Origin of the sequence: Streptomyces sp. NPDC050674 (genome assembly GCF_040654575.1) — a bacterium.
GTDB lineage: Bacteria > Actinomycetota > Actinomycetes > Streptomycetales > Streptomycetaceae > Streptomyces.
Genome location: NZ_JBFAIG010000003.1, coordinates 266,068 through 292,005, shown reverse-complemented (window position 1 = coordinate 292,005; position 25,938 = coordinate 266,068). Strand labels below are relative to the sequence as shown.

The following is a 25,938-nucleotide window of genomic DNA, read 5'->3' as shown; positions in this document are numbered from 1 at the left end:
GTGAGGGCTGGCTGCCAGGGAGTGGTGGCTTGGCCTTCGCCGGGGTCACCGTGCATGCGGGAATGCTGTTCCAGACAGAGTCTTCGCGGCGAGGCGTACAGCGTTCTCCCAGGCCCGGACCTCCTCGGGTGACATGTAGTCGAGGTGGTACTCCAGGCCCATGGCCGCCACGAACTTCCGCTCAGGATCTGTCACCGCCTCGATCCCCTGCCAGACTCGAGTTGCGGCCTCCTTCGGTGACATGGCACCGGCGGACAACTGTGTCGCTATGTCATGCAGGAGGCAACGTTCAGCGGTCTCGTAGTCCGGGATCTGGATCCCGAGCTCCTCCATGGTGTGCCCGAAGAGTTGGCGGATCTCTGCTGGGTGCTCATGCCGGGAACGGCCGGCCAGGTCACGCAGTGAAGGAGAGTCGTGGCCGGCAGCCAGTAGGTGGGCCGCCACCATGGGCAGGTCTTCCACGCGGATGAGGCTCGCCGCGTACTTCCAGGCGATGGTGGCGGGCTGGTCCATGGCCGAATCCTGACCGAGGAGAATGCCTCAGACCAGTGAGTTATCGGATCCGTGTGAGGCGCGGATGGCCGATGAGGAGGGCAGCGATGCCCACGAAGGCCAGGAAGTGCTCGGGCTTGCGCTCGTAGCGGCGGTGGAGACGGTGGCAGCCCGCCAGCCAGGACACTGTTCGCTCCACCACCCATCGGTGGCGACCGAGCCGTTGTGAGGATTCGACGCCTTTACGGGCAATGCGGTGGCGTATGCCGCGGCTGCGGAGCCATCGACGCAGATGGTCGTAGTCGTAGCCCTTGTCGCCATGGAGTTTCCCAGGTCGCCTGCGACGCGGGCCCCGGCGAGACCGGATCGGCGGTATACCTCGTACGAGCGGCATCAGACCTTGACTATCGTGCAGGTTGGCCGCGGAGATGCCTAGCGCCAGAGGCAGTCCGTTCCGGTCGGTGATCAGATGGATTTTCGACCCTGGCTTGCCGCGATCGGTCGGATTCGGTCCCGTCGGCAACCCCCTTTTGCGGCCCTTATGCTTACGGAGTCGATGGCGCAACGGGACCAGTCCAGCGCACCGAGCGCGCCGAGTTCGTCGAGGATGGCGCGGTGCAGCCTGGCCCAGACACGGGTCCGGCTCCGGTGCGCGAAGCGCCGGTAGACCGTGGGCCACGCTGCACCGAACACCGGCGGAAGCTGCCGCCAGGTGCAGCCCGATGTGGACACGAAGGTGATCGCTGCCAGGCACTCGCGGTCACCGGCCCGTCGTCGCCCGCCGCCTTGCGGGCGTACGCGGTCCTGCGTGCCCTGTGCGAGGTCGCCAATCAGGACCCGGACCGCAGGCGATGGCAGGAGACCGGCGACTGGAACGATGACGGCGATCCGACCACATGCCGGCAGCACCTGCGCCAGCTCCTCTACGACGACATCGACGAGGTGCAGCCCGAGCTGCCCTCCGGCCCGTCGTACCCCCTCGCAGCCGAAGCAGGATGACCCGTGGGCCACAACCCCGCCTTCATCCACCCCGTCGGCAGGCGGATACACCGACGAACCACCCTTCTGAACCGGCGAGGCTGGGTGGAGCGCTCTGGAAGGAGTTGAGTTCCTCTCGGATGAGCTGGCCTCTACAGCGTCATCTGGGACCGAAGGGCGCACGAGCCTCCACGTCATTGATGATGTCGGTCCACGGCTGTCGTCCCGAGCCTGGTAGACGAGGGAGTTGTTCACGCATGGCGGTGATGACTGCTGAGTGCTCCTGTTGGAAGATCACGGACCAAGAGGCCGCGCTCAGGACGTCTCGCAGGTCGGCAAGTACCTGTTCAGGCGCTGAGTGGTGCTGTAGTACTAGCTCGATCGGCTCCGCGACCGCTCAAATTCTTCCCACACCGAGTCCAGCCGGTGCGAGCACCGACGCCGCCGACCCGGCGAACCTACGCGGTCACAGCACTAGGTGCTCGCGAGCCGGTAGGAGTCGGTGCCGGTCTCGATGCATCGACAGCGACTTGTATCAGTGCTGCTCCCCGTACGCGAAGGGCATCCTGAAGTGGTGGGTCAAGGATGACGCCGTTCGGGAAGACCGTGTTCCGCCGCTCTGACGATCTCGGCGCGCAACTGGGCGCAGTCGGCCATCTCACGCGCATACAGGTCGGGGTTCGCGTCGGCGAGCGGGGCCAGGCTTTGCTCGGAGGCCGCTACCTCGAGCAGTGCCTCGTCGAAGGCGCCGGTCCAGGGGAGGGTGTCCGCGAGGTTGTAGTGGCAGGTGGCGACGGCGAGCGCGTGCTGGTCTGGCTCGGTGTGCGGCTGCGCCTCGCGGGTTAGCTCCAGCGCCGTGTACAGGTGGGGCAGGGCCTCACGCTGATGGCCCATCCGGGAGAGCACGCCGGCGTACTGGGCGAGAGTGCTGGCCAGTGCGCATCGGTCGGCCGGCTGGCCGCACAGGTCGAGGACCAGTTGCCGGATGGCGACCGCCTTACCAAGTAGGTCCTCTGCTTGACTCAGTTGCCCGGCCTCCAGGCTTGCCCTGGCTGCGGCTTCGAACTGGGCCGCCACGTTGTCGCCGTGCTGCTCGGGGTCCCGGCGGATTAGGGTGCGGCGAATGTTCCCCGCATTGAGGATCTGCGTGGCCCGGGGAACGGCCCGTGGAGCGGCGGGCAGCACGAACTCACCGGCCGTCTGCGTCGGTTGCGGCGCGGCTGCCGCCGGGGACGGCAGGGCGGCCGGCGGGAGGCCCAGCGTCAGCGCCGTCACCAGGACGGCCGCCGTACGTGCCGCCCGCCGTCCAGGCTGTGCTGGACGTGAGCCGAGCGCCGGTCTGTGACTGTGTCGGCCGAGTCGGGCCACCGTTCCTCCTGGAAGGCAAGAAGAAGGCATGGCGGGACGACGACAACGCCCTGGCATGTCCCCCGGCCCCCGGCCGCGCCCCCCACGCGAGTGGGCGAAGCCTAACAGCATGTCCATGACCGGATTGTGCTGCCGGCCGACCTGGACGAAGACTCCCGTTGGGGCGGCCGACCTCCCGGCCGCTCGCCGCAGGGGCTTCCCGTGCACCGCTCTCGGCTGGGTGTCCCCTCTCCGACCGGCTCGTCCACGTGGTTCAGGACACGCTCATGACAGGATTGCGTCGGGGAACGTTCAGGGAAGCCATAAGGACGCCCATGGATTCCGTGAAGGGATGACCCGTGACGTCCGCTGCGCCTCTCCCCATACCCCGGGCCGCAGGATCGCTTCCGTTCATCGGCCACGCTCTGAAAATGCGCGACAACCTCGGCTTCATCGACTCGCTGCGCGACACACGTGAGCCGCTCGTCGAGATCGTCCTGCAACCCGGAACGCGCACCGTCGTGGTCCAGGACCCGGCACTGATCCACCAGATGCTCAAGGCCCTGGCACCCACTCTCGACAAGGGCCGGCTCTACGACAAGTTGGGCCAGCTGCTGGGCGATAGCGTCGTCACCGCCACCGGCCGGCCTCACGTACGCAAACGCCGCCAGCTGCAACCGGCTTTCGCCCACACCGAGATCAGGCGGTACGTCGACCTCATGCGCGACGAGGTCACAGCCACCGTTGCCGGCTGGGAGTCGGGTCGGCCCCTCGACGTGCGCGAGGCGATGGTCGGGCTGAGCCTCGACATGCTGGCCGCGACGATTTTCGCGGGCAGCCTCGACGACGCCGTCTTCCGCCGGCTGCGCAGCGACCTGTCGGTGGTGATGAACGGCGTCGGTGTGCGCCTCATGCTGCCCGACTGGGCCGAGCGCCTGCCGTTGCCCTTCAACCGCCGCTTCGACCGGGCCCGGGCCGGCGTACGCGCGACCGTCAACACCGCCGTCGACGAGCTGAAGGCTTCCGGGCACGCCACCGGAGACATGCTCTCCATGCTGCTGCGCGCCATCGACGAGGAGACCGGCGCGCCGCTGACCGGGCATCAGATCAGCTCGGAGATTCTCACCCTGGCCGTGGCGGGCACCGAGACCACCGCCTCGGTGCTGTCCTGGACCCTGTACGAACTCGCCCGGCACCCCGGCATCGAGGCCCGAATCCTGGCCGAGCTGGACGAGGTCCTCGGCGGACGGCCGGTCACCCTTGACGACGTGACCGAGCTGCCGTACCTGAACCGGGTGATCACCGAGACGCTGCGGTTGCACCACCCCGGTTGGCTGGTCACCCGCCGAACCACCGAGGAAACCCGGCTCGGCCGGTGGACACTGCCCGCCGGGACCGAGCTGGCCTACTGCCAGCACGCCCTGCACCGCGACCCCGAGCGTTTCCCCGACCCGCTCACCTTCGACCCGGACCGGTGGAACGACCCCGCGCAGGAGCTTCCGCCGGGCGCGTTCCTGCCCTTCGGGGACGGCAAGCACAGGTGCATGGGCGAGCGATTCGCACGCACCGAGATGGTCACGGCCCTCGCAACGATGCTGCGCTCGGTACGGCTGGAACTCGCCGAGGGCAAGCCCATTCGCCAAGTCGCCCGGCTCACCATACGGCCGCGCGCCCTCCGAATGACCGTCCACCCCCGAAGCCGTCACAGAGCTGGAGCCGGCCTTTAGCCCGGGGGCCGAGCACCGCCGCCATGGGCGGGGTCTGTGCCGCATCGGGCGGGTCTGCTCGGTGACGCCGGCACCCCTCTCCGGGCCAGATGCCCAGCCGCCTCGGACCCTGAGGTCGCGCGGGCGCACCTCGCGCAGGTCAGCGACCGGCGCTCCAGGGCTCGAAGACCGCTGTTGCCACCGGCACTGCCAGCAACGGGCTGAGCCCGACAAGGGGGGAGGCGGTCCAGCCACAGGACGGCGGCGAATTCGCGCAGTGTCGCGGCCGGCCAGCAGGCAGGGGAAGCCGGTGCGCCCAGATGCTCAGCGCCCTCCGGAGAACGGGACTCCGGCACGGCAGAGGACGTTGGCGAAGAAGCTGTCCTCACCCGTGCGCACGGCAAAGCGTGCGGCCCTGACTCTCGCCTTGAACTCGTCGTGATCGAGTGGCTCGGGGTCGAGCCCCAGGGAGCGCAGCCCGGCGTGGACACTGGGGTTGACCTCGCGGATCCGGTCGGTCACCCAGCTGTGCTCGACCACGACCTGCGCCAGTACGGCCTCCACGACGTCCAGGAACGGGGGCTGGCCGTACCGGTAGCCGAGATCCACCACGGGGGTCCCCGGTGCCAGAGGCAGTCCCGCGTCGCTGATCACGAAGGTGTCGGTGTGCCGGAGCCCGGCGATCAGGCCGGACAGCTCCTGGTGGATGATGCCGTTTCGTATCACGGGTTCAGCCCTTCTCTGCGGGGGTGACGGTGGCGAGGGTGGCGCGCAGGGCGTCCAGGTCGGCGCGGTACTGCTGGGCACCGGCGGCGCGGACTGCTAGGGATCCGGCGGCCGTCCCCAGCCGGGCGGCCTCCAGAAGTGAGTCACCGGCGACCAGCCGGGCGGCGAGCACCCCGACGAACGCGTCGCCGGCACCGGTGGTGTCCCGGACCGGGGCGGGGATGGCCGGGATCGCGGTGGTGGTGCCGTCCGCATCGGTGATGATCGCGCCCGCCCCTCCCAACGTGGTGATCACCGCCTTGGCGCCGCGAGCGCGCAGCGCGGCGTGTGCCTCCCGCACGGCGGACGGGTCCGCGGCCCTGTCCGGGGCGGGTTGTCCGGAGACCACCGCCTGTTCGTGCTCGTTCACGATCAGCACATCGCACCGCGAGATCAGCTGGTCCGGCAGTCCGACGGCCGGGGCGGCGTTGAGCAGGAACCGGCCCGTGCAGGCGGCCGCCGCACGCTCCACCACGTCCAGCGGTATCTCCAGTTGGGCCAGCACGACGTCCGCGTCCGCGCCGGCGCCTTCCAGCGGGTCGCCCTGGGACGGCCACCGGTGATTGGCCCCGGGGATCACGATGATGGTGTTGTCTCCGGCCGCCACGGTGATCCACGCGGTTCCGGTCTCGGCGTCGGGCACCGGGACGACCCCGCGTACATCCACCTCTCTGTCGAGGAGCCCCGCACGTGCGAGCGCGGCCTGGGGATCGGCGCCCACCCTGGCGATCATCGCGGTACGCGCGCCGGCGGCGGACGACGCCACGGCCTGGTTGGCTCCCTTGCCGCCGAGCGTGACCTGCGTGGACCGGCCGAGGATGGTCTCCCCGGGGGACGGGAAGGCGTCGGACACCACGACGTGGTCGATGTTCACCGAGCCGATCACCACCACCCGTGGCGGCCGGGACTCAGACACGAGCGTCCCCTTCGAGTGCTCCCGTGATCAGGCCGACCAACTCGTCGCCGTTGGTGTCGGCGACGGTCCGTCGCGCGGCGGTCCGCCCACGGCGCAGGACGTACGCGGTGTCCGCCACCCGCAGCACCTGTGCCATGTCGTGGCTGATCAGCAGCACGGTCACCGCCGCGTCGCGCAGCCGGCGGATCAGGGCCTCCACAGCCGCCGTCTCCCGCACGCCCAGCGCGGCGGTCGGCTCATCCATGATCACCAGAGTTTTGCCCCAGTTGGCCGCCCGGGCGATGGCTATGCTCTGCCGTTGGCCTCCGGACATACGGCGAACCGTGGCCCGTACGTTGGGCACGTTGACGTCCAGCCGGGCCAGGATGTCCTTGCTGTGGCCGATCATGGACTTCCTGTCCAGCACCTGGAACGGCCCGAACCCTTGGGTCAACTCCCGGTTGAGATACAGGTTCTGCCACACCGGAAGGTCCTCGATCAGTCCGAGGGTCTGGTACACCGTTTCGATGCCCAGCCGACGTGCGTCGTCCGGGGAGTTGAGCCGAATCGGTTCGCCCCGGAACCGGATCTCACCGGCGTCGGGGGGATGCACCCCGGTCAGGCAGCGCACCAGGGTGGACTTGCCGGCCCCGTTGTCTCCCAGCAGTGCGGTGACCTCGCCTTCGGCCAGCGTCAGGTCCACACCCTGGAGTGCGCGTACCGCGTCGAAGGACTTGCACAGTCCGCTGATCGTGACGAGCGGCGGGTCGACGGCGGAGGCATCGCCCGCCGTGCGGGCTGCGGTATCTGTCATGGCTGTCCCTACTTCTGGAACCGGGAGATGAACGCGGCGCCGAGCACCACGGCACCGACCGCGACGGGCTGGTAGTACTGCGAGATGCCGAGCAGGGTGAAGCCGTTGACCAGGGACTGCAGCAGCACCGCGCCGGCCACCGAGCCCAGCACGGAGGCCTTCCCGCCGAACAGGCTGGACCCGCCGAGCACGACGGCGGCGATGGAGCCGAGCAGGAGGTCGGTCTGGAGGCTCGGGTCGGCGCCGCCGGTGCGGGCCACGAACAGCACGGCGGCGATTCCGCACGCCAGCCCGGAGCTGGCGTAGGCGATGAGCCGCATGCGGTCGACGTGGATGCCGGCCTCCCGGGCGGCGTCCCTGTTGCCGCCGGTGGACAGCAGATACGTGCCCGTGCGCGTACGGAAGAGCAGGAAGCCGATCACCGCGGCCCCGAGGACGGCCACCAACCAGAACCAGCGCACCGGGCCGATCCCGTCCAAAGCCAGATCGCGCAGGGAGCCGGAGTTCACCGCGACGGTGTTGCCGCTGCTCAGCAGCAGGGTGAGGCCGCTGACCACGGACAGTGAACCGAGTGTGACGATGAAGTCCGTCATGTTCAGCCGGGCCACCATCAGGCCGTTCACCACACCGACCGCCAGGCCCGCCAGCAGCGCCAGGAGCACCGAGACGGGCAGTCCCCAGCCGTGGGTGTAGGCGTATCCCAGCACCGCCGCCGACCAAGGCAGGTTGGACCCCACCGAGAGGTCGATACCGGCCACGGTGACCACCAGCTGCTGGCCCATGGCGAGCACCAGCAGGATCGAGGTGGACACCAGCAGGTCGCTGATGTTGCTCACGGTCAGAAAGTCGGGCGTGGCGATGAAGAACACCACGAACACCGCGACCACCCCGATCGGGGCGGCGAGACGCGCCGCCGCCCCGACTGAGAGGCGCCCCGTGAGGTGTCCGGGCGCCTGAACGTCTGTCATCGTCGACTCACTTCCCGTCCGTGGTCAGCGGGTTGGTGAACGGCTCGATCGGCTGCGGGAAGGAGCTGATCGCCTTGTCCACGTTGCTGGAGTCGATCAGCGCCGTCGGCGAGACGATCCGGTTGGGCACGGTCTTGTGCTTGACCAGGTTGATGCACGCCTGCACGGCCATCTGCCCCTCGGCGTAGGGGTATTGGGAGATGGTGCCGCTCAGCGTGCCGGCCTTCACGGCTTGCAGCGCGGCGGTGATGCCGTCCACGGAGATGATGGACACCTTCCCGGTCAGCCCCGCGTTCTTCACCGCCTGTGCGGCGCCCAGACCCATGGAGTCGTTGGCGGCGAAGATCCCGGTGATCCCCGGGTGCGCCTTGAGAATGGCCTCGGTGACCGTCTGCGCCTTGGCCTGGTCGTAGTCGGCCGGCTGGGTGGCGACGATCTTCAGTTTGCCGGCCACCGCCCCGGAGAAGCCCTTCTGGCGGTTGATGCCGTTCTGCTCACCGGCGATGCCCTGCAGTATGGCCACATCGCCATGTCCGCCCATGCGCTTCAGCAGCGCCTCTCCGGCCTGCTTGCCCGCGGTCAGGTTGTCGGAGCCGATGAACGACGCGTAGGACACGCCGGCCTGCTTCGAGGCGCTCGGGTCGATCTGGGTGTCCAGGTTGAGGATCGGTATCTTCTTCTGCGCCACCGGGACCAGCGGGGTGATCACGTTGGTGGCGTTCACCGGCACCACGCCGAAGCAGTTGTAGTTCTGCCCGGCCAGGGCGGACAACTTGGCGTTCTCCCCGGTGGAGTCGGTCTCCGACTGACCGGCCTGGACGTTCACCGTGACGCCCAGCTTCTTGCCCTCGGCCATCGCGCCGTCGCGCAGGGCCGCCCAGTAGGGGTTGGTGAAGTCACGGGTGACGATGGCGATGCGGGGTGCGTCCTTGCTCTGAGCGCTTCCGCTGCCGTCGCTCTGTCCGCCCCGGCCGCAGGCCGCCACTGCGGCGAGCAGGGTGATGGCGATGGTCACGGTGGGCAGTCTGCGTCTGGTGTGCTTGGTCATGGCGGTGTGCCTTTCTTCGCGTCATTGCGTCCGGTCGGATCCGTGTCGACCGGGAGAAGGTGGCCCGGGCAGTGGGCCGCGGGGATGCTCCGTTACAAGCGTGGAGTCGAGGGCTGATCCGGCCTCCGGCCGGTACGTGCCGAAGGTGCGGATGCGACCCGCCGACGGGTCCGCTCGGCGGCGTCGGCGGTGGGTGCGGTGGGGGGCAGCCGACCGGTGCTGATGTCCCGGACGACCGGGCAGGCGGGCTGCCATGACAAGGGTTCAGGGATCGGCGATTCCGACTGCCGTCGATCTTCTACCGGCAGGGGGAACCGACGCGCGGCATGACGTGTTCGGCGTACAGGTCGACGCCGTAGCCGCTGTGCCGCCATCGCGACGCAGCGGCGCCGCGGCCAGATCGGCTGAGCGCTCAGCGCCGAGCGGCGTGGGCAGACTGACGGACTGTGGAAATCACATGGGAGTGATGGGCTTTGCTCATCCCTGCGCCATGGGGCGTTGGTTCATCTGATTCCGTTCGCCGCCCGGCCTCGGCCACCTAGTGGATCAAAAGGAAAAGGAGGGTAAGCCCGGCCGATTGGACTGGAATTCCCCCGGAGTGAGCGAAGTTCCGGGTCCGGGCCGGCTCCGATTGTCATCTCGAGGCGGCAATGCCCACGTCCATTGGCTGGCGACGCGCGACAAGCCGACTATTTCGCAAGGCTGCATCACGCACGTCCCTTCCAGGAACAGTCAGCCAAGAGGGCTGTAAAGAGTTACGTAATCGATTACGTTGGTGATGGCGAGTTATTTAAACCACGGCCTGTAAGGGGTGTCAAGGGTGAAATGTCATCGCACTGATGTGACTCCGGACCCTTGACGCTGCGGGGTGTAATCGATTACAAGGGCCTTGGTCCAGGTGTGGGAGGTGGCTATGGGGGTGACCGTCGCAGACGTCGCTCGGCGTGCCGGGGTCTCGACGGCCTCGGTGTCACGGGCACTGTCGGGTGCGGACGGCGTGAGCGCGGCGGTGCGGGAACGCGTCATCGCGGCAGCTCAAGCCCTGGGATACCGGCCGAACACCGTCGCTCGTTCGCTGCGGACCACGCGGACGCAGACGATCGGACTGATCATCCCCGACATGGTGAACCCGTTCTTCAGCGAGCTCGCCTGGGCCATCGAGGAGGCGGCACACGAGCACGGCTACAGCGTCATCCTGTGCAACGCCAACGAGGAGACCGACCGCCAGGACGGGTACGTGGAGCTGCTGCTGGCCCGGCGTGTCGACGGTCTGCTGCTGACGCCGGTGCTGGAGGAGTCGGAGGCCCTGCGCGCCGTGGCACGCCAGGGCGTGCCGATGGTGTTCGTCGACCGGGCGCTGGCCAGCATGGAGGCTCCGGTCGTGCGTGCGGACGGGAGCCTGGCGATCTCACAATTGGTCGATCACCTGGTGGATCTGGGGCATGAACGGATCGCGGTGATCACCGGCCCTCAAGCGTCGGTCACCGGCCGCGAACGGCTGGCCGCCTTCCGCACCGCGATGCGGGCACGTTCGCTGGACCTTCCGGATGAGCTCGTGCGTTTCGGAAACTTCCAGGCGGACAGCGGCCGGCGGGCCGCTGCCGAGTTGCTTGACCTGGACGACCCGATCACGGCGGTGTTCGCCATCGACAACCTGATGACCTTGGGAGTCTTTCAGGAAACGCGTCGGCGGGGCCTGCGGATCGGCAGCGACATCGCGGTGGCCGGGTTCGACGATCCGCCCTGGTTTCAGCTGCTGGATCCGCCGCTGACCACGGTTTCGCAGCCGGTGACCAGAATGGGGGCGCTGGCGGTGGACATGCTGATCGAGGCGATCAGTGCCGGCTCGGTGGAATCCCACTTGCTCGACTGTGCATTGGTGATCCGGGAATCGTGCGGAGAGACAGCGGCCTCTCGGGAAACATTCCGGTCACCGGCTGAAAATCCCGTGAATGATGACGGCGACGACTGAATCCGGTGGCAGGGTCTCGGATCTTCAAAAGAATACGGACGCTCAAGCACGGCATTGGTGACCCCGCCGTCCGGCGGGTGCCTCCCCCGGGAAGTGCCTCTGGCCTCAGGGTGTGGCGAGCGGCATGCGGTAGCAGAGCCGAGCAGGCATAGGGATCAGATCATCGGAGCTGGGCACCGGGCGCTCATCTGCCGCCGTCACGGCGAGGGCGGCAAAGACGTGGCGGCCAAGGCCCGCAGCGCGGCGACCGGTCTGCGCAGTCCGTAGGCGACCGCCGTCGACGTTCCGTCTGCATGGCTCCAGGTCAGCAGTGCGCGTCCGTCGGCCACGCTGCCCTGCACCGTGGCGGGTTGGCCGAGGAGTGGCAGACGGCCGACGATCTTGACGGTGAGGCCGGCGACCTCGGTCCAGAAGTAGTCGTCCTGCGCTGGTCCCGGCGGTGGGAGACCGAGAGCGGAGGCCGCCGCGGTTCTGCCCTGGGCGACGGCGTTGGACCAGAAGGGCGCACGCCGGTCGGGCCGGGTGCCGTCGCCGCGGAGGTAGGTGACGTCGCCGGCGGCGAACACGCCGGGCACGGTGGTGGCGCAGGCATCGTCGATTCCGACGCCGAGGCGGTCGGCGAGGCCGGTCTCTGCCAGCCAGCCGGTGCCGGGTACTTCTCCGGCGCAGGTGACCACCAGGTCCGCGGTGAGCTCGGTGGCGTCGGGGAGCGCCACGCCGCTCACGGGGTCGCCGGTCAGGGTGGCGAAGCCGGTGGCCTGGATGAAGCGGATGCCGTGTGCCGAGGCGCGTGCGGTGATCTCGGCGGACAGGTGGTCGCCGAGGATGCGTTCCAGCGGGCGGTCGGCGTCCACGACGGTGACCGGGATGCCGCGGGCGGCGCAGGCGCTGGCCACCTCCATGCCGAGGAAGCCGGCGCCGACCACGATCGCCGAGCCGGCGTCCGCCAGGCGGGCGCGGAGCAGGCGGGCGTCGTCCAGGGTGCGCAGGACGAGTTCGCCTCGCTGCCCGGGGGCGGCGAGCCTGCGAGCGTCCGCGCCGGTGGCGACGATCAACGCGTCGTACCCGACCTGGCGGCCGTCGGCGGTCGTGACGGTGCGGTGCCGGGTGTCGGCGGTGACGGCGGGCGAGCGGATGACGTCGGCGTCGAGGCCGTCGAGGGCCAGGCCCAGGGTCTGGTCCGCGGCGGTGTCCTTCAGGACCACCTTGGACAGGGGCGGGCGCGAGTAGGCGCCGTGTTCCTCTGCGCCGATGATCGTGAGGGGTCCGGTGTGGCCGAGGGTGCGCAGGTGGCGGGCGGCGGTGGTGCCGGCGAGTGACTCGCCGACGATGAGCACCGAGCGCGGTGCGGTCACGACAGGACTCGCAGGGCGGCGACCGGGCAGGCGTTGACGGCCGCGCGGGTGGCGGGCTGATGCTCGTCGGGGACGTCGGTGCCCTCGAAGTGGTAGGTGAGTTCGGCGTCGTCGTCCAGGCTGAAGACGTCGGGGGCCTGGTCGGCGCACAGGCCGTGGCCTTCGCAGCGTGGATGGTCGACGGAGATCTTCATGGTGCTGTCCTCAGCTGTCCTCGAACGGGCGAGCGGCGGGGTTCAGGCGGGGATGAGTTCGAGCGGCAGGCGCTCGAGACGGTGGATGACGTTGTTCAGGGCCCACTCGGGTGTGCCGGTCGGCTCGATGCGGTCGACGCGTTCGATCAGGGCGCGGAGCATCGCGGAGGTTTCCAGGCGGGCCAGGCCCTGGCCGGCGCAGCCGTGGGTGCCCTGCCCGAAGCCGAGTTGGCGGGCGGCGTCGCGGCGGATGTCGAAGGTGTCCGGGTCGTCCCACTCCAGCGGGTCGCGATTGGCGGAGCCGTAGAGGACCAGCACCCGGGAGCCCTTGCGGAGCGGGACGCCCGCGACTTCCGTGTCGCGGGCGGCAGTGCGGGAGAAGGCGCGGATCGGGGATTCGTAGCGGACGATCTCGTTGACCGCTTTCGGGACCAGGTCCGGGTCCGCCTTCAGCAGGCGCCACTGTTCGGGGTGGGTGGCGAACAGGTACAGGGCGCTGGAGATGGCGCTGATCGTGGTGTCCAGGGACGGCGCCAGGTAGTCGATCATCATGGTGACGCACTCGGCGGGCATGATCCGGCCCTCGTCGGACGCGCGCAGCAGGTCGTGGCCCATGCTGCCGTCCAGCACGGACCGGTCGCGGACGACACCGCGGGCGTAGCGCATCATGCCGAGGGACGCGGGGAGGGTGCGCACCGCCTGGCGGTTGAACGGACCCAGCGCGTCGAAGGTGGCGCCGGCCCAGCGCAGCAGGTGCTCACGGCCCTGCTGGGGCCAGCCGACCAGGTCGGGGACGACCGACATCGGCAGCGCCGTGGCGACCTCCACCGCATCCACCGTTCGGCGGGCTACAGCTGCCTCGACCACCGCGGCCGCCTGCTGGTCGACCGTGTCCCGCATCGTGCGCAGCGCCCGGGGAGTGAGGCGGTGGGCGAGAAGGGAGCGGCGACGGGCGTGCTCATCGCCGTCGCTGAACAGCGTGGTGCCCTGGCCCACGCGGTTGGCGACGGGGTTCAGACCGACGCCGCCCGAGGAGACGAAGGTGTCGTCGTCCAGCAGTACCTGCTTGCACTCGGCGTATCGCGGCAGGGCGTAGACCTTGTGCTTGCTCAGCCGGACCACGGGGCCGAGCTCACGCAGCGCGGCGTAGTGCGGATGAGTGTCGCGGATGGCCGACGTCGAGTACAGATCGGGGTGGTAGACGGGAATCTCCGCAAGCATGGGCATGAAGAGCCCTCCTGAAGGGACGGTGAGAGAGCGGGGGCATGACGGGGGGTACGGCTGGGGCGGGCGGGCCGCGGACAGCTGACGAGAGCGCAGCCTCGGCGAACTCCCGCTCCATCCCGTGCACGGGCGGACGCCGTCGGCGCAGCAACGCCGTAATGACGAAATACTCAAGCTTGATGGAATGCTGCGTCAAGAGTTACGGCAAAGAAAACGATGAACTCATCAGAACTGCGGGTGTTCTCCCTTCCTCCGCCGACGCAAGCTAAAGGGCGGAGGCCGGATCCCAGGGCCCGGCGTGCTTCTCCTCGCCCAGCTCGGCCCAGACCGTCTTGCCCTGCCGGGCGTGGCGCGTTCCCCAGCGCTCGGCGAGCTGGGCGACGAGGAGCAGGCCGCGTCCGCCCTCGTCGAACGCGCGGGCCCGGCGCAGGTGAGGGGTGGTACCGCCGGCGTCGGACACCTCGCACAGGAGGGACTGATCACGGATGAGGCGCAGGCGGATGGGGGGCCGGCCGTAGCGGATGGCGTTGGTGACCAGTTCGCTGACCACCAGTTCGGTGATGAAGCCGAGGTCCCCCAGTCCCCAGGACGACAGCTGCCGGACGGCGCTCGAACGAGCCCGGGCGACGGCTGCCGGGTCGGCGTCCACGTCCCAGGCGCCGACTTGGTGGTCTCCGAGGGTACGGGTGCGGGCGAGCAGCAGAGCGGCGTCGTCGTGGGGTCGGCCCGCGGGCAGCAAGGCCTCGAGCACCGTGTCGCAGGCGGCCTCCAGGGATGCGGAGGGCTGCGCGAGGGCGTGTCGCAGCAGGGCGAGGCCTGCCTCGATATCGCGGTCGCGGGCTTGGACCAGGCCGTCGGTGTACAGGGCCAGGAGACTGCCTTCGGGCAGGTCGACCTCCGCCGCCTCGAACGGCAGTCCGCCCAGGCCCAGCGGCGGGCCGGACGGCAGATCCAGAAGATCGACGGTTCCGTCGCCGCTCACTACGACGGGCAGCACGTGCCCCGCGCGGGCCAGGAAGCAGCGGCCGTCGACGGGGTCGTACACGGCGTACAGACATGTGGCGCCGATGTCCCCGGCCGTTTCCGTGTCCGGGTCGGCCGAGGCTTCGGCGGACAGGCGGATGACGACGTCGTCCAGGTGTGTCAGCAGCTCCTCGGGCGGCAGGTCGATGTCGGCGAGGGTGCGGACCGCGGTGCGCAAGCGCCCCATCGTGGCGGCGGCGTGGATGCCGTGGCCGACCACGTCGCCCACGACCAGGGCGACCCGGGCCCCGGACAGCGGGATGACGTCGTACCAGTCGCCGCCCACACCGGCCTGGCCACCGGCGGGCAGGTAGCGGCAGGCGACGTCGACGGCCGACTGCTCAGCCGTACGCCGTGGCAGCAGACTGCGCTGGAGAGTGAGAGCCGTGGCTCGGGCGTGCGTGTAGCGACGGGCGTTGTCGATGGCCACGGCCGCCCTGGCCGCGATCTCCTGGGCGAGGACCAGATCCTCGTCGTCGAAGGGAAGCGGGTTGCGGTGGCGGCAGAACCGCGCGACACCGAGTGTGGCGCCGCGGGCGCTCAACGGCACCACCAGCGTCGAGCGGGCGGAGTGGATGCCGAAGTCGTCGACCGTATCCGTCGGTGTCGCCGTGTGCCTGGAGGGCCGGCCGGTGGCCAGGGCGCGAGCCATGACCGATCCGTCCGGACAGGCGTGCACCGCCCCCGGCCCAACCGCCGGCTCGGGACCGCCTTGCGTCGACGGCGCCTGGGCGACCCGGTGCAGTACGAGGGGGCCCGGCGCCGGTGTGTCGTGCCCGTGGACCACGGAGTCGAGCAGGTCGACGGTGACCAGGTCCGCGAAGTGGTCGAGGGCGAGGTCCGCCAGCTCCTGGGTGGTGCGGGCGATGTCCAGGGTGGTCCCGATGCGCAGACCGGCCTCGTTCACCAAGGACAGCCGCCACCGCAGTCGCCGGTCCCGCTCCTCCTGGAACGCCGTGACTCCCTGTTCGGACGCGTCGTCCACGTATCCGTTCGCCATAGCGAGCAGGAGGCGCGTCGCCGCGCTGATCAACTCCGCGTCTTTCGTCAGCCGCGGCATTTCAGCAAGCAGTCTGTCCAGGACGACGCCCTGACCGAGCCGGAAGGCCCGCAACAGCGCCGTGACGGGCGCGCCGTACCGGGCCAGCCGACGTGCTCGTTCCAGCTCGGCGGCCGGCGGATCCATCTCGCTCGGCTCGATGCCGTATTCCAGGCCGGCCAGCACGCCGGCGACATGCTCGGCGATGTTCTCGGACGTCATGCGGACGAGATCCGGGTTGCTCCACAGCTCAGGGACCTCACGCCGCAGGCACCGCACCACGTCGGCGATCACCTCGTCCGCCATCGGCCCGAGGTCGCCGGCGACACGGGACACAAGGCTGGCGGCCGTGTACTCCACACTGTCGACGGTACGCCGGACAGAAGGCCCGTGAGGCGTCGGGCATCGACAGCCTCCCGCTCGACGCGGCGCACACCCGGGCCGTCAGCCGGCGGCGATCGCCACCCCGGCGTACGCCACCGCCGTCAGGGCCATTACGGCGGCGGGCAGGGCCCGCACGGGCGGGTCGCCATGGCGCAGGTGAACCACCGCGGCAGCCACCATGAGCACAGCCAGCCCGGCAGCGGCGGCCACTCCGAGCGGGGCCGAAGCCAGACCGAGCAGCAGTCCGGCGGCTCCCGCCACTTCCAGGGTGCCGATGACGCGGTAGAGGCCCGGTGACATGCCGAGGTGCGCGGCTGCCTGACGCATGAACGGCACCGCGGCGATCTTCGCCAGCCCCAGGGGGAGGAAGACCAGGGCCAGTGCGACGGCGAGGGTGGTGTGTGCGGTTGTCATGCCGATCTGTCCCTGCGTTCAGCGCCCAGGCGGGCGTAGTAGGCGATGAGGTCTGGGGCATCCACGGTGGCCAGGTCGACGACCTGTTCGACCGGGGCGCCCTGAAGGAGGCGTTTGACGGGGACTTCGAGTTTCTTGCCGGTGCGGGTGTGCGGGATGCCCGGCGCCTCGAGGATCTCGTCGGGGACGTGGCGGGGTGAGGCACCGCTGCGGATGGCCTCACGGATGCGGTCGCGGAGGGTGTCGTCCAGGGTCACTCCGGCGGCGGGGACCACGAACAGCGGCATCCAGTAGCCGCCGTCGTCCTCCTCCGCGCCGATGACCAGGGCTTCCGCGATCTCGGGGAGGCGCTCGACGACGTCGTGGATGTCGGCGCTGCCGAGGCGGACACCGTTGCGGTTCAGTGTGCTGTCGGAGCGGCCGTGCACGATCACCGAGCCGTGGCTGGTGACCGTGATCCAGTCACCGTGCCGCCAGACGCCCGGGTAGAACGAGAAGTAGGCGTCACGGTAGCGGGTGCCGTCGGGGTCGTTCCAGAAGTACAGCGGCATCGACGGCATGGGGCGGGTGACGACCAGCTCACCGACCCGGTCCACGACCGGGAAGCCCTCGGCGTCGTAGGCGGCCAGCGCGACGCCCAGGTGGGGTGCGGACAACTCACCTGCCCACACAGGGGTGTTGGGTGCGCTGCCGGCGAAGCCGGACACCACGTCCGTGCCGCCACTGATCGACGCGAGCAGCACGCGCTCGCCGACGTGGTCGCAGACCCAGGGGTACGCGGAGGCCGGCAGGGTCGATCCGGTGCAGCCGACCACGCGGATCGACGACAGGTCGTGCACCGAGGGGTCGATGCCGAACTTGGCCATGCCCAGCAGGTACTGGGGGCTGGTACCGAAGACGGTCACCCGGTGGCGGGCGGCCAGCTCCCACAGGACGTCTGGCTTCGCGAGGGGCGCCGGGCTGCCGTCGTAGGTGCAGGTGGCGGCACCGGTCAGGAGTGTGGAGGCGACCAGGTTCCACATCATCCAGTGGGTGGTGGTGTACCACAGGAGCCGTTCGCCGGGGCCGAGGTCGGAGTGCAGGCCGAGGGTTTTGAGGTGCTCCAGCAGGACGCCTCCGTGGCCGTGGACGATGCCCTTGGGCAGGCCCGTGGTGCCCGAGGAGAACACGACCCACAGAGGGTGATCGAACGGCACCGGCGCCCAGGTGAGTTCCTCGATGCGGGTGGAGGCGTCCTCCCACGGGACGACCAGCGACGGGTACGCCCTCGACGGCCACGGCAGGCCCACATGGCCCACCAGCAGCGTCGCCTTCAACGACGGCAGCGCGTGGGCGAGTTCGAGGGTGGCGTCGCGGCGGTCGTGGGTGGTGCCGTTGAAGAGGTAGCCGTCGGCGGCGATCAGGACGGTGGGTTCGAGCTGGGCGAAGCGGTCGGCGGCGGCCTTGGGCGCGTAGTCCTGCCCGCACACCGACCATACGGCGCCCAGGCTCGCGGCGGCGAGGAACGCGATGATCGCGTGCGGGGTGTTGGGCAGATAGCCGACCACCCGGTCGCCCTCCCCCACGCCCAGCTCGCGCAGGGTCGCGGCGACGCCGGCGACCTGGGCGCGCAGGTGGCTCGCGGTCACCTCGTAGCAGGAGCCGGTCTCGTCGAGGGCGATGACCGCCACCGCGTCGTCGGCGAGGTTGCGCAGGGCGTGGTGGGCGTAGTTGAGGGTGGCGCCGGGGAACCAGCGGGCGCCGGGCATCCGCTCCTCGGCCAGCACCTGCTCGTACGGCGTGTCCACGTCGATGTCGAAGTACTCCCACACCGCCCCCCAGAAGCCCTCCAGGTCCGTGACCGACCAGCGGTACAGGTCGGCGTAATCGGCGCCGGACATCCCGACATGGCGGGCGAAGTCCATGAGGTTGCTGTCCGCGGCGGCCTGCGGATCGGGCGTCATGAAAGGGTCGGGCACACTCATCAGGTGACGCTCCTCAGCAGGCTGTTGTCGACGGTTCGTCGCGGCGGGTGGGGACTGCGGGTGCTGTGCAGAAGGGGCGCCCAGGCGGCGGTGCCGGTGAAGTCCCGGCCCCCGGCGGGGATGACGTCCATGACGACGCGGTCGGGGCGCAGCAGGACGGCGTCCGCGCGGCCGGCGCGCAGCCAGGCGGCAAGGGTGCCGTCGTCGCCGAGGCCGGTGACGGGGATGGCCCGGATACCGAGCGCGTGAGCGAGGGCGTTCAGCGAGGGCCAGGGATCGGCGGTGGTCAGGACGGTGAAGGAGTCGCCGAGCACCTCGTCGAGGCGGGTGCGCCGTCCTTCGGCGGTGATCCATGGTTGGGGGCAGTGCGTTCCCGCAAGGCCCTTGCGGAGGCGGCGGCGTACGAGAGGCCCCGTGGTCAGGGGCGGGCTGAGGTCGCGGCCCGCCAGTTCGGTCAGGCCGGGTATGCGGCAGGCCGCGGCCAGGGCCCTGCGGCGGATCGCGGCGGCACTGTCCTGGCCGCCGGTCATGGCCCAGCCCGTGGCGACCGCGAGCCGGATCATATGCCGGGCGTGCGGCTTGCGTTCACTCTCGTAGGTGTCCAACATCCGCTCGATACCGCCCTGTCGGAGGACTCGGGCGAGCTTCCAGGTGAGGTTGTAGGCGTCCCGCAGGCCCGCGCACAGCCCCTGTCCGATGAACGGCGGGGTGAGGTGGGCGGCATCACCGAGCAGGAAGACCCGTCCGCTGCGCCAACGGTCGGCGACGCGGGCCCGGAAGGTGTACTGGGTCTCACGGACGACCTCGAAGTCCCCGTCGTACGACGCCGGCAGCCACGGCGCGATCAGCTCGCGGACCGGTTCCTGCCCGTCCCGCAGCCGGAACTCCCAGCGGTAGCGGTCCTCGCCGACCCGCATGAAAGTCGCGGGCCGGTGGGGGTCGCAGACCTGGTCGACGCCTTCCCAGCAGCGGACGTCGGCTTTGGTACGGACGTCGATGACGGTCCAACGTTCCTCGAAGCGCAGGTCTTCCCATACGCCGCCGATGGCTTCGCGGGTGAGGCTGTTCGCACCGTCGCAGCCGAGCACCGCCTCGGCCCACAGCTCGTGCTCACCGTCGTCGTCGCGGTAGGTAACGCGCACGGGGCCTACGGTGTCGGGGCCGATGCCGGTGACCTCCACTCCGCCCCGCAGTTCGCATTCCGGGTGCCGGGCCAGTGCGTCGCGCAGCACCCGCTCCAGCCCGGGCTGGTCGAACATGCTGGTCTGCGGGTAGCCGTGATGACCGTGCTCGGTGCGCCGGAACTCGGCCATCACCCGGTGCCGGGCGTCCAGCAGCCGCAGCCCGTTCGCCGGGCGGGCGATCGCGGTGAACTCCTCCCCCACGCCCGCGGCCTGGAGGATCCGGCGGACCTCGTCGTCGGCGGCGACGGCCCGCGGGAGCGAGTAGACGTCCTGGTGGCGTTCCAGGACGACGGTGCGGACTCCGCGCCGGGCCAGGAGGAGGGCGGCGGTCACGCCCACCGGCCCGGCGCCGACGATCACCACGGGTACGTCTGCCCCGTTACGGTCGAAGATCATATGCTTCGGGTCTCATTTCGCGTCCGTGACGGGGGTGCGCTGCTCGCCGAGGTCGATCCGGCCGTCCGGGGTCGCGATCGTGGCCGTGATCACGTCTCCCGGGTCCAGGTAGTGCGGGTTCTTGGCCTGGCTCTTGAAGAACGCCTTCCACTTCACGGCGGGCGGCAGCAGGGCGCCGATCTTCTCCACCGGCTTCGGCGGGGCCTTCAGCGCCGTACCGCCGGGCGTGCCGGTCAGCAGCAGGTCGCCGGGGTCGAGGGTCTGGAACCGGGCCAGCAGGGTCAGGGCCTGCGCCGGGCGGACGATCATGTCGGCGAGGGTGCGGTCCTGACGCAGCTCACCGTTGACGCTCAACTTCAGCCGCAGGTCCAGAAGATGGGGGAAGTCCTCCGGCTCCAGCAGCGCCAGGTACGGTCCGGTCGGTGTGAAGGTCGGGTACGACTTGCTCTCGTAGAACTGCGTCTTGGTCAGCTGCACCTCACGGGCGCTGACGTCGTTGGTGATCACCAGCCCGGCGACATACGACGGCAGGTCCCGCTCCTCGACCACCGTGCCGACGGGCAGGGGCGCGCCCATGACCAGGCCCAACTCGATCTCGTAGTCGAGCAACTTCACGTGTGGGGGGCGGACGACGGCCTCGCCTGGTCCGTTGACCGAGCCGGACGCCTTCCGGAAGAAGGCGGGCGGAATGTCTCCGGTGAATCCCGAATCGCGGGCGTGACTGCGGTAGTTGACCATCTGGGCGACCACCCGGCAGGGCGTGGTGACCGGCGAGAGGGCGGCCAGGTCCGCGACGGGCGTGCCCGCGTCGGCCGACAGCGCTGCCTCCCGTACGGCGTCACGGTCGGCGATCAGCTCAGCGGTGGTGACGGCCTTGGTGTCCACGGGGACGGCCCGCTCGATGGGGGTCCCTCCTGCTCGAGCGGAGTCGAGAGCTTGGGGGAGGACCGCCCACCATCCGTCGGTGGTGCGCAGGACATTGGTGCTCATGACAGTACCTTCGTGCTGGGGTCGGGGAGTCAGGACTTGGCGGCCTTGAGCAGGCCCAGGAATCGTGCGGGGTCCATCTCGTTGTCGCCACGCAGGGCCTCGATGACGTCGCGGACCCGCTGCGGGGAGGGGCTCGCGCCGAGGAAGTCACGGGTGGCGGGCGGGCCCCACTGAGCCAGGCCGCTGGTCGACATGGGTGCCCAGCCGGGCTCGACGTCGCTGGAGAACAGGTCGCCGTCGGCGAAGTGCTCCAGCATGAAGCGGTCGGGGTCGCGCCAGTAGTCGAACAGCTGGCTGCCCTGGATGTGCCGACCGATGCCCCAACTGCGCATGTATCCGCGCTCCTTGAGGTATTCGCCGCCGACGGCGATGGAGTCCAGGTCGGTGACCTGATAGGCGGAGTGGACGTACCCCGTGCCCGGTCCCAGGTGCATGGCCAGCGTGTGATGGTCGGCCGGCACACTGCCCAGGTCGCAGCGGATGAACGCCATCGTCGGGCCGCGGTCGCGCTGCCCGTCCAGGAACAGGAAATCGGACACGATCATCCCGAGGGTGTCCAGGTACCAGTCCAGGGCCCGGCGGAACACCCGCGTCTCCAGCACCAGATGCCCCAGCCGCTGGATGCGGGAGGGCTCGCGCGGCGGACGCTGAGTGGTGTTCGTACGACGGTGGTCCGTGCCGAAGTTGAGGAGCAGCGGCCGCTGCTCCGGCAACGCGGGGAGCTGTTCGCCGCAGTGCACCACCCGCACCGGGAAGCCCGACGGGTCGAGCAGGTCGACCACCTTGCCGCCGCCGGGAACGTTGGCATCCCGTACGGACGATCCGGTGGCCCGCGCCAGCCGGTCCAGGTCGGCCCGCTCCGCCGCACGGAACGCCGGGCCGATGAAACGGGACGTACGCCCGCGCCGGATCACCATGCAGGGTGAGCCCGCGAAGGTGCCCCGCAGCCAGAGCTCACTCTCCGTGCGTGCGGCGATGCCGAAGCCGAAGTCGCGGGCGAAAACTTCCGCCCGCTCCAGGTCCGGCTTCTCGAACTCCAGCCAGGCCAGGTCGGCCACCTTGATCACCGGGTTCCGGGAGCGGCCGGGGTGTTCGCCGCGCAGGGCGCCCTGTTCGCTGTGCAGGTCCTGGTGGGCAGTCTTGACAGCGGTCCCGTCGACGCGGGTTTCAGACATGGTGCCCTCCGAGCGACATTGCCGTAATGAGGAAATCATCAACTATGACAACATCGCCGTCAAGGGATTCGCCAACGGGAAATGATGCATTCATCAGAGCTGCTGCCATCATCGGTCCCGCGGTTAAACTCTCGGTATGCCTACGTCAGCCCCACCCAGCAACCGGTTCGAGCGGCGCCGCGCCGAGACCCGTCGCGCGCTCATCCACGCCGCGCGGCAGATCCTCGCCGAGACCGGGGACACCAGCGCCAGCATCCAGGCGATCGCGGAGCGCGCGGACGTCGGTTTCGGCTCCTTCTACAACCACTTCGAGTCGAAGGCGGAGCTGTTCGAGGCAGCCGTGGTGGACGCCCTGGAGGAGTTCGGCCAGAACTTCGACGAGCGCCTTGCGGGGATCGACGATCCGGCCGAACTCGTCGCGGCGGGCTTCCGGCTCAGCGCCCGCATGGCCGACTCCCACCCCGAGCTGATGCAGGTCCTGCGCCGCCGCGGCCTCGGTCACATCCACTCCGACAACGGCCTGGCCCGGCGGGCACTGCGCGACCTCGAGGCCGGCCTCACCTCAGGCCGCTTCACCCCCGTCGACCCGGCGGTCGCCCTGACCGCCCTGGGCGGCACCCTGCTCGCCCTGGTGGAGCTGAGGTTCGCCCGCCCCGACGTGGACGGTGACCAGGCCGCGGTCGACCTGGCCGAGATGGTCCTGCGCATGCTGGGCGTCCCACCGGACGACGCCCACGAAGTCGCCCGGCGCCCCCTCCCCGACCTCGCCTCACCGGCCACTCCTCCGCGGGGAACGACGAGCTCGGCCGGAGGGTGACCGAGCGGCCGGTGAAGCAGGCGCCGATCGCGCCCCCGGCCGGGGGTTGACCGCGCACAGGCGCAGCCCCTCGGGCACGTTCCGCAGCAGGAGGGGGCCCGCGATGGCCTTGCCCGCCTTGTCTCCCTTGTCCGGCAGCGGCTTCAGCGAAGTGAGCGGCGGGGCTGCCCGCCCGACCATTCCCCCTGTAGGGCGGGGACGGCGGGCTTCCGGTCCTCTGCCTCGCCACGTCCGCCTGCCCGGGCGGGGAGCACCTGAGCTTGAGTAGTGCGTTGTCGTGTGCTCCTCGGTGTCCCACACGCGTCGTCCTCCTGGTGGGCGTGGGGGTGAGGTACAGCCGTATCGGCAGCGACGAGCCACCGCCGCCGGGGATTTCGTTGCCCGGGGTGGTCGCAGCCGACCGAATGTCGAAGCGCCTCGACAAGTCGCTCTCGCGTGGATCCCTCGTAGGCGGTGGCGCCGCGCCCGCTCAGCCGGGGGGCGCGCACCACTAGAGCCGGTCGCGGCCTCTCGCGGCCCCGACCGGCTCCTTCATCCGCTCACAGGGTGCTCAGCCGACCTTGGTCGCGGTCCACCGTTGGGTGGGGCCGGTGTTCTTGGTGTACTGGATGACCGGGTTGCCTTCCTGGGCGGTGTTGGCGTTGTCCAGCGCCTTGCCGCTGGCCCGGTTGACAAGCTGGTACCCGCCGTTGCCGAGCGAGGCGATGGCCCACTGCTGCTGCCGCTGCCAACTGCTGTTGTCGGTCCGCTGCACCACCGTCGAGGCGTCGGAGGTGCTGTTGTTGTTGTCAAGTGCCTTGCCGCTCTGGACGGAGACAAGCTTGTAGTAGCCGTGGCCCAGGTCAGTGACCCTCCACTGCTGGGTGGGGCCGCTGTTGAGGGTCCACTGGACGCACTGGTTGCCCTCGGCGGTGGTGTTGGCGTTGTCGAGGGCCTTGCCGCTCTGGGCGCAGACGAACGTGTAGACGCCGCCCGCGAGTACGGCCGGCATGCCGGTGACCTCCACGCAGACCACGGAGTCGTTCGCGTTGGGCGCGGTGGCCGGGACCTGGACGTTGATCTGGCCGCCGGTGACCGAGTAGTTGAGCGAGACGGAGGGGTTGTTCATCAGATAGACGCGGTTGATCGTGTTGTACACCGCGGGGATCTGCAGAGTGCCGTTCGTGGGCCAGGTGAAGACGTGGGCGAACAGCTTGCCGCTCTTCTTGGTGATCCTGCCCCAGGACGGCTCGGTGGCGAAGGGGCTGCCGCTGGTGCCGTGGACGCTGTCGGAGTAGGTCGCCATCCAGGAGGCCAGGCCGTTCAGGATGTTCAGCGATCCCTGTGTGACGTGGCCGTCGTCAGCGGTGCCGTCGGCGTTGAAGCCGCCGTCGGGGCCGATGTTCAGAAGGTAGTTGCCGTCCCGGGAGACGCAGGTGACCATCTCCTGGATGAAGTACTGGGTCGATTTGTACAGGGTTTCCTTGTCCTTGTTGTAGCCCCATGCGTTGTTCATGGTGGCGCAGTACTCCCACTGCCGGTCCATCGGCTCGCTGGGAAAACCGAACTCCGCGACCGCGTAGTCGCCCATGCCGTGGTCGCGCTTGACGCGTTCGTTGACGATGACGTTCGGCCAGGTCCGGGTCAGCCAGTCGTACAGGCTCTGGCCGTCGGCCTGGGTCCACCAGTCGGTGAGGGTGGGCGTGGAGGGGTTGCCGCACCAGTCGCCGTCGAACCACAGCAGAGCCGGGTTGTAGGCGTTCATCAGCTCCGTCAACTGCGCCTTCATGTCGTTGATGTAGTTGGTGCGGGCGGTCATCGACGACATGGTGGAGAAGTGGCTGTCGATGGTCTGCGAGGGGTGGTTCCAGTCGAGGATCGAGTAGTAGAGACAGAACTTGATGCCCCGGGCGTCGCACGCGGCCTTCAGCTCGCCCAGCAGGTCGCGCTGGAAGCCGATGTAGTCGTGCAGGTTGTACAGCTTGGTGCCGGTGACGTCGGTGAAGCTGGGAACGTTGGAGTCCCACATGCCGAAGCCCTCGTGGTGCTTGGCGGTGATCACGATGTACTTCATGCCGGCGTTCTTGGCCAGATCGGCGATCTGGGTGGCGTTGAAGCTGACCGGGTTGAACCCCTGGGTGACCTGCGTCTGCCAGGCGGACTTGGTCCAGCCCTCGCTGAACGCCCACTCGCCCTTACCGAGGTGCGAGTAGGACCCGAAGTGGATGAACATTCCAAAGCGGGCCTGGTACCACCAGTCCAGCTTGGAGGAGACGGAGTAGGCCTCGGCGGTGGCGGGCCACAGGGCCTGCGGCAGACCGAATGCGGCGGTACCGCCGGCGAGCGCGGCGGCCTTGATCAGCGAGCGTCGGCTGAGGGGTGCGGAAGGCATGGTGCGGCTCCTGGTGAAGCGAGGGGATGCCGGCCGCTTGTCTGCACGCGACACCGACAACGGACTACGGCGGCTCGTGCCCGGCCGAGCTCAAGCTGACCTCGTTGGACATCGGATGTATTAACGGGCATCGCCGCCCCACTTGTCCAGAGTTCTTGCCGACTCAGTCTGATGACCCTGCATTTACGTAACGTTCGATGCTCGGACGCCCGCACACAGATGGTTAGATGCCCTTATACGTAGGAGGTATGGCGGGTCGTGTCGTGTGGTGTGACGGACACGCGCCGCGCTGCGCCCGTCGCAACGAGCTCACCCTTGAGCCTGATTCGCGACTACGAGACCTCCCCGTCGTCACCGAGTGCCCCTGACGAGCCCGGCGGCCGAAGTCACTTGATCCGGGGCTCGGAGGTCCCGTCTTCGAGG

The 25,938-nt window shown here is 69.6% G+C and carries 22 protein-coding genes; 4 read left to right on the top strand and 18 right to left on the bottom strand.

The features are described from left to right. Positions 1–45 precede the first annotated feature (45 nt). Both AB0I06_RS08195 and AB0I06_RS08190 read right to left on the bottom strand, forming a co-directional pair. Complete coding sequence (locus AB0I06_RS08195; protein WP_363117946.1) at positions 46–513, bottom strand: hypothetical protein; 468 nt, start codon at positions 511–513, stop codon at positions 46–48. A 40-nt stretch (positions 514–553) separates the two neighbouring features. Next, positions 554–1,350, bottom strand: a protein-coding gene (locus AB0I06_RS08190) for an IS5 family transposase (protein WP_363118041.1) whose coding sequence is annotated in 2 segments (ribosomal slippage) — positions 554–1,014 and positions 1,014–1,350 — 798 coding nt in all. Because the reading frame shifts where the segments join, the coding sequence is not laid out codon by codon here. On the opposite strand from AB0I06_RS08190, the gene AB0I06_RS08185 reads away from it, so the two are divergent. Further along, complete coding sequence (locus tag AB0I06_RS08185; protein ID WP_363118046.1) at positions 1,279–1,491, top strand: hypothetical protein; 213 nt, start codon at positions 1,279–1,281, stop codon at positions 1,489–1,491. The two genes, AB0I06_RS08190 and AB0I06_RS08185, sit on opposite strands and share 72 nt — an antisense overlap. A gap of 558 nt (positions 1,492–2,049) precedes the next feature. On the opposite strand, the gene AB0I06_RS08180 is transcribed toward AB0I06_RS08185, so the two are convergent. Then, on the bottom strand, positions 2,050–2,745 hold the full coding sequence (locus AB0I06_RS08180) for a hypothetical protein (protein ID WP_363117945.1): 696 nt from the start codon (positions 2,743–2,745) through the stop codon (positions 2,050–2,052). Between the two features lie 431 nt (positions 2,746–3,176). Between AB0I06_RS08180 and AB0I06_RS08175 the strand changes: the two genes are divergently transcribed. Next, complete coding sequence (locus AB0I06_RS08175) at positions 3,177–4,544, top strand: cytochrome P450 (protein WP_363117944.1); 1,368 nt, start codon at positions 3,177–3,179, stop codon at positions 4,542–4,544. Between the two features lie 303 nt (positions 4,545–4,847). Here AB0I06_RS08175 and rbsD read toward each other — a convergent pair whose 3' ends face one another. Genes rbsD through AB0I06_RS08150 form a run of 5 tightly spaced genes read right to left on the bottom strand, consistent with a single transcriptional unit; the run spans position 4,848 to position 9,013 of the window. Next, a complete protein-coding gene (gene rbsD / locus AB0I06_RS08170) occupies positions 4,848–5,249 on the bottom strand; it encodes a D-ribose pyranase (RefSeq protein ID WP_363117943.1) in 402 nt (133 codons plus the stop codon). 4 nt (positions 5,250–5,253) lie between these two features. Then, positions 5,254–6,204, bottom strand: a complete 951-nt coding sequence (locus AB0I06_RS08165; RefSeq protein WP_363117942.1) for a ribokinase — start codon at positions 6,202–6,204, stop codon at positions 5,254–5,256. Then, positions 6,197–6,997: an ATP-binding cassette domain-containing protein gene (locus AB0I06_RS08160; RefSeq protein WP_363117941.1), complete on the bottom strand. Its 801-nt coding sequence runs from the start codon at positions 6,995–6,997 to the stop codon at positions 6,197–6,199. Before AB0I06_RS08160 ends, AB0I06_RS08165 begins: the two co-directional genes overlap by 8 nt. Positions 6,998–7,005: 8 nt before the next feature. Continuing rightward, complete coding sequence (locus AB0I06_RS08155; RefSeq protein ID WP_363117940.1) at positions 7,006–7,965, bottom strand: ABC transporter permease; 960 nt, start codon at positions 7,963–7,965, stop codon at positions 7,006–7,008. A gap of 7 nt (positions 7,966–7,972) precedes the next feature. Beyond that, positions 7,973–9,013, bottom strand: a complete 1,041-nt coding sequence (locus tag AB0I06_RS08150; protein WP_363117939.1) for a substrate-binding domain-containing protein — start codon at positions 9,011–9,013, stop codon at positions 7,973–7,975. Between the two features lie 913 nt (positions 9,014–9,926). On the opposite strand from AB0I06_RS08150, the gene AB0I06_RS08145 reads away from it, so the two are divergent. Then, entirely contained in the window at positions 9,927–10,985 is a 1,059-nt protein-coding gene (locus AB0I06_RS08145) for a LacI family DNA-binding transcriptional regulator (protein ID WP_363117938.1), read from the top strand. Between the two features lie 197 nt (positions 10,986–11,182). Here the strand turns inward: AB0I06_RS08145 and AB0I06_RS08140 are convergent, their stop codons facing one another. From AB0I06_RS08140 to AB0I06_RS08100, 9 genes are all read right to left on the bottom strand, one after another. Further along, complete coding sequence (locus AB0I06_RS08140; protein WP_363117937.1) at positions 11,183–12,340, bottom strand: FAD-dependent oxidoreductase; 1,158 nt, start codon at positions 12,338–12,340, stop codon at positions 11,183–11,185. Next, the gene (locus tag AB0I06_RS08135) at positions 12,337–12,534 is read right to left on the bottom strand and encodes a ferredoxin (RefSeq protein WP_363117936.1); all 198 of its coding nucleotides are present in this window, start codon (positions 12,532–12,534) and stop codon (positions 12,337–12,339) included. Before AB0I06_RS08135 ends, AB0I06_RS08140 begins: the two co-directional genes overlap by 4 nt. Before the next feature lie 42 nt (positions 12,535–12,576). Continuing rightward, positions 12,577–13,761 carry a cytochrome P450 gene (locus AB0I06_RS08130; protein WP_363117935.1) on the bottom strand — a complete coding sequence of 395 codons (1,185 nt, stop codon included), beginning with the start codon at positions 13,759–13,761 and terminating at the stop codon, positions 12,577–12,579. A gap of 262 nt (positions 13,762–14,023) precedes the next feature. Next, a complete protein-coding gene (locus AB0I06_RS08125; protein WP_363117934.1) occupies positions 14,024–16,180 on the bottom strand; it encodes a SpoIIE family protein phosphatase in 2,157 nt (718 codons plus the stop codon). Positions 16,181–16,264: 84 nt separating this feature from the next. Continuing rightward, entirely contained in the window at positions 16,265–16,618 is a 354-nt protein-coding gene (locus AB0I06_RS08120; protein ID WP_363117933.1) for a DoxX family protein, read from the bottom strand. Then, a complete protein-coding gene (locus AB0I06_RS08115; protein WP_363117932.1) occupies positions 16,615–18,582 on the bottom strand; it encodes an acetoacetate--CoA ligase in 1,968 nt (655 codons plus the stop codon). Before AB0I06_RS08115 ends, AB0I06_RS08120 begins: the two co-directional genes overlap by 4 nt. Then, entirely contained in the window at positions 18,582–20,162 is a 1,581-nt protein-coding gene (locus AB0I06_RS08110; RefSeq protein ID WP_363117931.1) for a bifunctional 3-(3-hydroxy-phenyl)propionate/3-hydroxycinnamic acid hydroxylase, read from the bottom strand. Before AB0I06_RS08110 ends, AB0I06_RS08115 begins: the two co-directional genes overlap by 1 nt. A gap of 12 nt (positions 20,163–20,174) precedes the next feature. Next, on the bottom strand, positions 20,175–21,152 hold the full coding sequence (locus tag AB0I06_RS08105; RefSeq protein WP_363117930.1) for a fumarylacetoacetate hydrolase family protein: 978 nt from the start codon (positions 21,150–21,152) through the stop codon (positions 20,175–20,177). A gap of 29 nt (positions 21,153–21,181) precedes the next feature. Continuing rightward, positions 21,182–22,327, bottom strand: coding sequence for a VOC family protein (locus AB0I06_RS08100; RefSeq protein WP_363117929.1), 1,146 nt, complete (start codon positions 22,325–22,327; stop codon positions 21,182–21,184). A gap of 136 nt (positions 22,328–22,463) precedes the next feature. Here AB0I06_RS08100 and AB0I06_RS08095 point away from each other — a divergent pair, with 136 nt between their 5' ends. Beyond that, positions 22,464–23,144: a TetR/AcrR family transcriptional regulator gene (locus tag AB0I06_RS08095; RefSeq protein WP_363117928.1), complete on the top strand. Its 681-nt coding sequence runs from the start codon at positions 22,464–22,466 to the stop codon at positions 23,142–23,144. Between the two features lie 550 nt (positions 23,145–23,694). Here AB0I06_RS08095 and AB0I06_RS08090 read toward each other — a convergent pair. Beyond that, the gene (locus AB0I06_RS08090) at positions 23,695–25,515 is read right to left on the bottom strand and encodes an alpha-L-fucosidase (RefSeq protein ID WP_363117927.1); all 1,821 of its coding nucleotides are present in this window, start codon (positions 25,513–25,515) and stop codon (positions 23,695–23,697) included. Positions 25,516–25,938: the final 423 nt, after the last annotated feature.

What these genes read in the sequence shown, in the direction of transcription:
- AB0I06_RS08195 (WP_363117946.1), bottom strand. Translation starts at nt 513, where the DNA reads ATGGACCAGCCCGCCACCATCGCCTGGAAGTACGCGGCGAGCCTCATC.
- AB0I06_RS08160 (WP_363117941.1), bottom strand. Translation starts at nt 6,997, where the DNA reads ATGACAGATACCGCAGCCCGCACGGCGGGCGATGCCTCCGCCGTCGAC.
- AB0I06_RS08155 (WP_363117940.1), bottom strand. Translation starts at nt 7,965, where the DNA reads ATGACAGACGTTCAGGCGCCCGGACACCTCACGGGGCGCCTCTCAGTC.
- AB0I06_RS08150 (WP_363117939.1), bottom strand. Translation starts at nt 9,013, where the DNA reads ATGACCAAGCACACCAGACGCAGACTGCCCACCGTGACCATCGCCATC.
- AB0I06_RS08145 (WP_363117938.1), top strand. Translation starts at nt 9,927, where the DNA reads ATGGGGGTGACCGTCGCAGACGTCGCTCGGCGTGCCGGGGTCTCGACG.
- AB0I06_RS08135 (WP_363117936.1), bottom strand. Translation starts at nt 12,534, where the DNA reads ATGAAGATCTCCGTCGACCATCCACGCTGCGAAGGCCACGGCCTGTGC.
- AB0I06_RS08130 (WP_363117935.1), bottom strand. Translation starts at nt 13,761, where the DNA reads ATGCCCATGCTTGCGGAGATTCCCGTCTACCACCCCGATCTGTACTCG.
- AB0I06_RS08120 (WP_363117933.1), bottom strand. Translation starts at nt 16,618, where the DNA reads ATGACAACCGCACACACCACCCTCGCCGTCGCACTGGCCCTGGTCTTC.
- AB0I06_RS08115 (WP_363117932.1), bottom strand. Translation starts at nt 18,582, where the DNA reads ATGAGTGTGCCCGACCCTTTCATGACGCCCGATCCGCAGGCCGCCGCG.
- AB0I06_RS08110 (WP_363117931.1), bottom strand. Translation starts at nt 20,162, where the DNA reads ATGATCTTCGACCGTAACGGGGCAGACGTACCCGTGGTGATCGTCGGC.
- AB0I06_RS08105 (WP_363117930.1), bottom strand. Translation starts at nt 21,152, where the DNA reads ATGAGCACCAATGTCCTGCGCACCACCGACGGATGGTGGGCGGTCCTC.
- AB0I06_RS08100 (WP_363117929.1), bottom strand. Translation starts at nt 22,327, where the DNA reads ATGTCTGAAACCCGCGTCGACGGGACCGCTGTCAAGACTGCCCACCAG.
- AB0I06_RS08095 (WP_363117928.1), top strand. Translation starts at nt 22,464, where the DNA reads ATGCCTACGTCAGCCCCACCCAGCAACCGGTTCGAGCGGCGCCGCGCC.
- AB0I06_RS08090 (WP_363117927.1), bottom strand. Translation starts at nt 25,515, where the DNA reads ATGCCTTCCGCACCCCTCAGCCGACGCTCGCTGATCAAGGCCGCCGCG.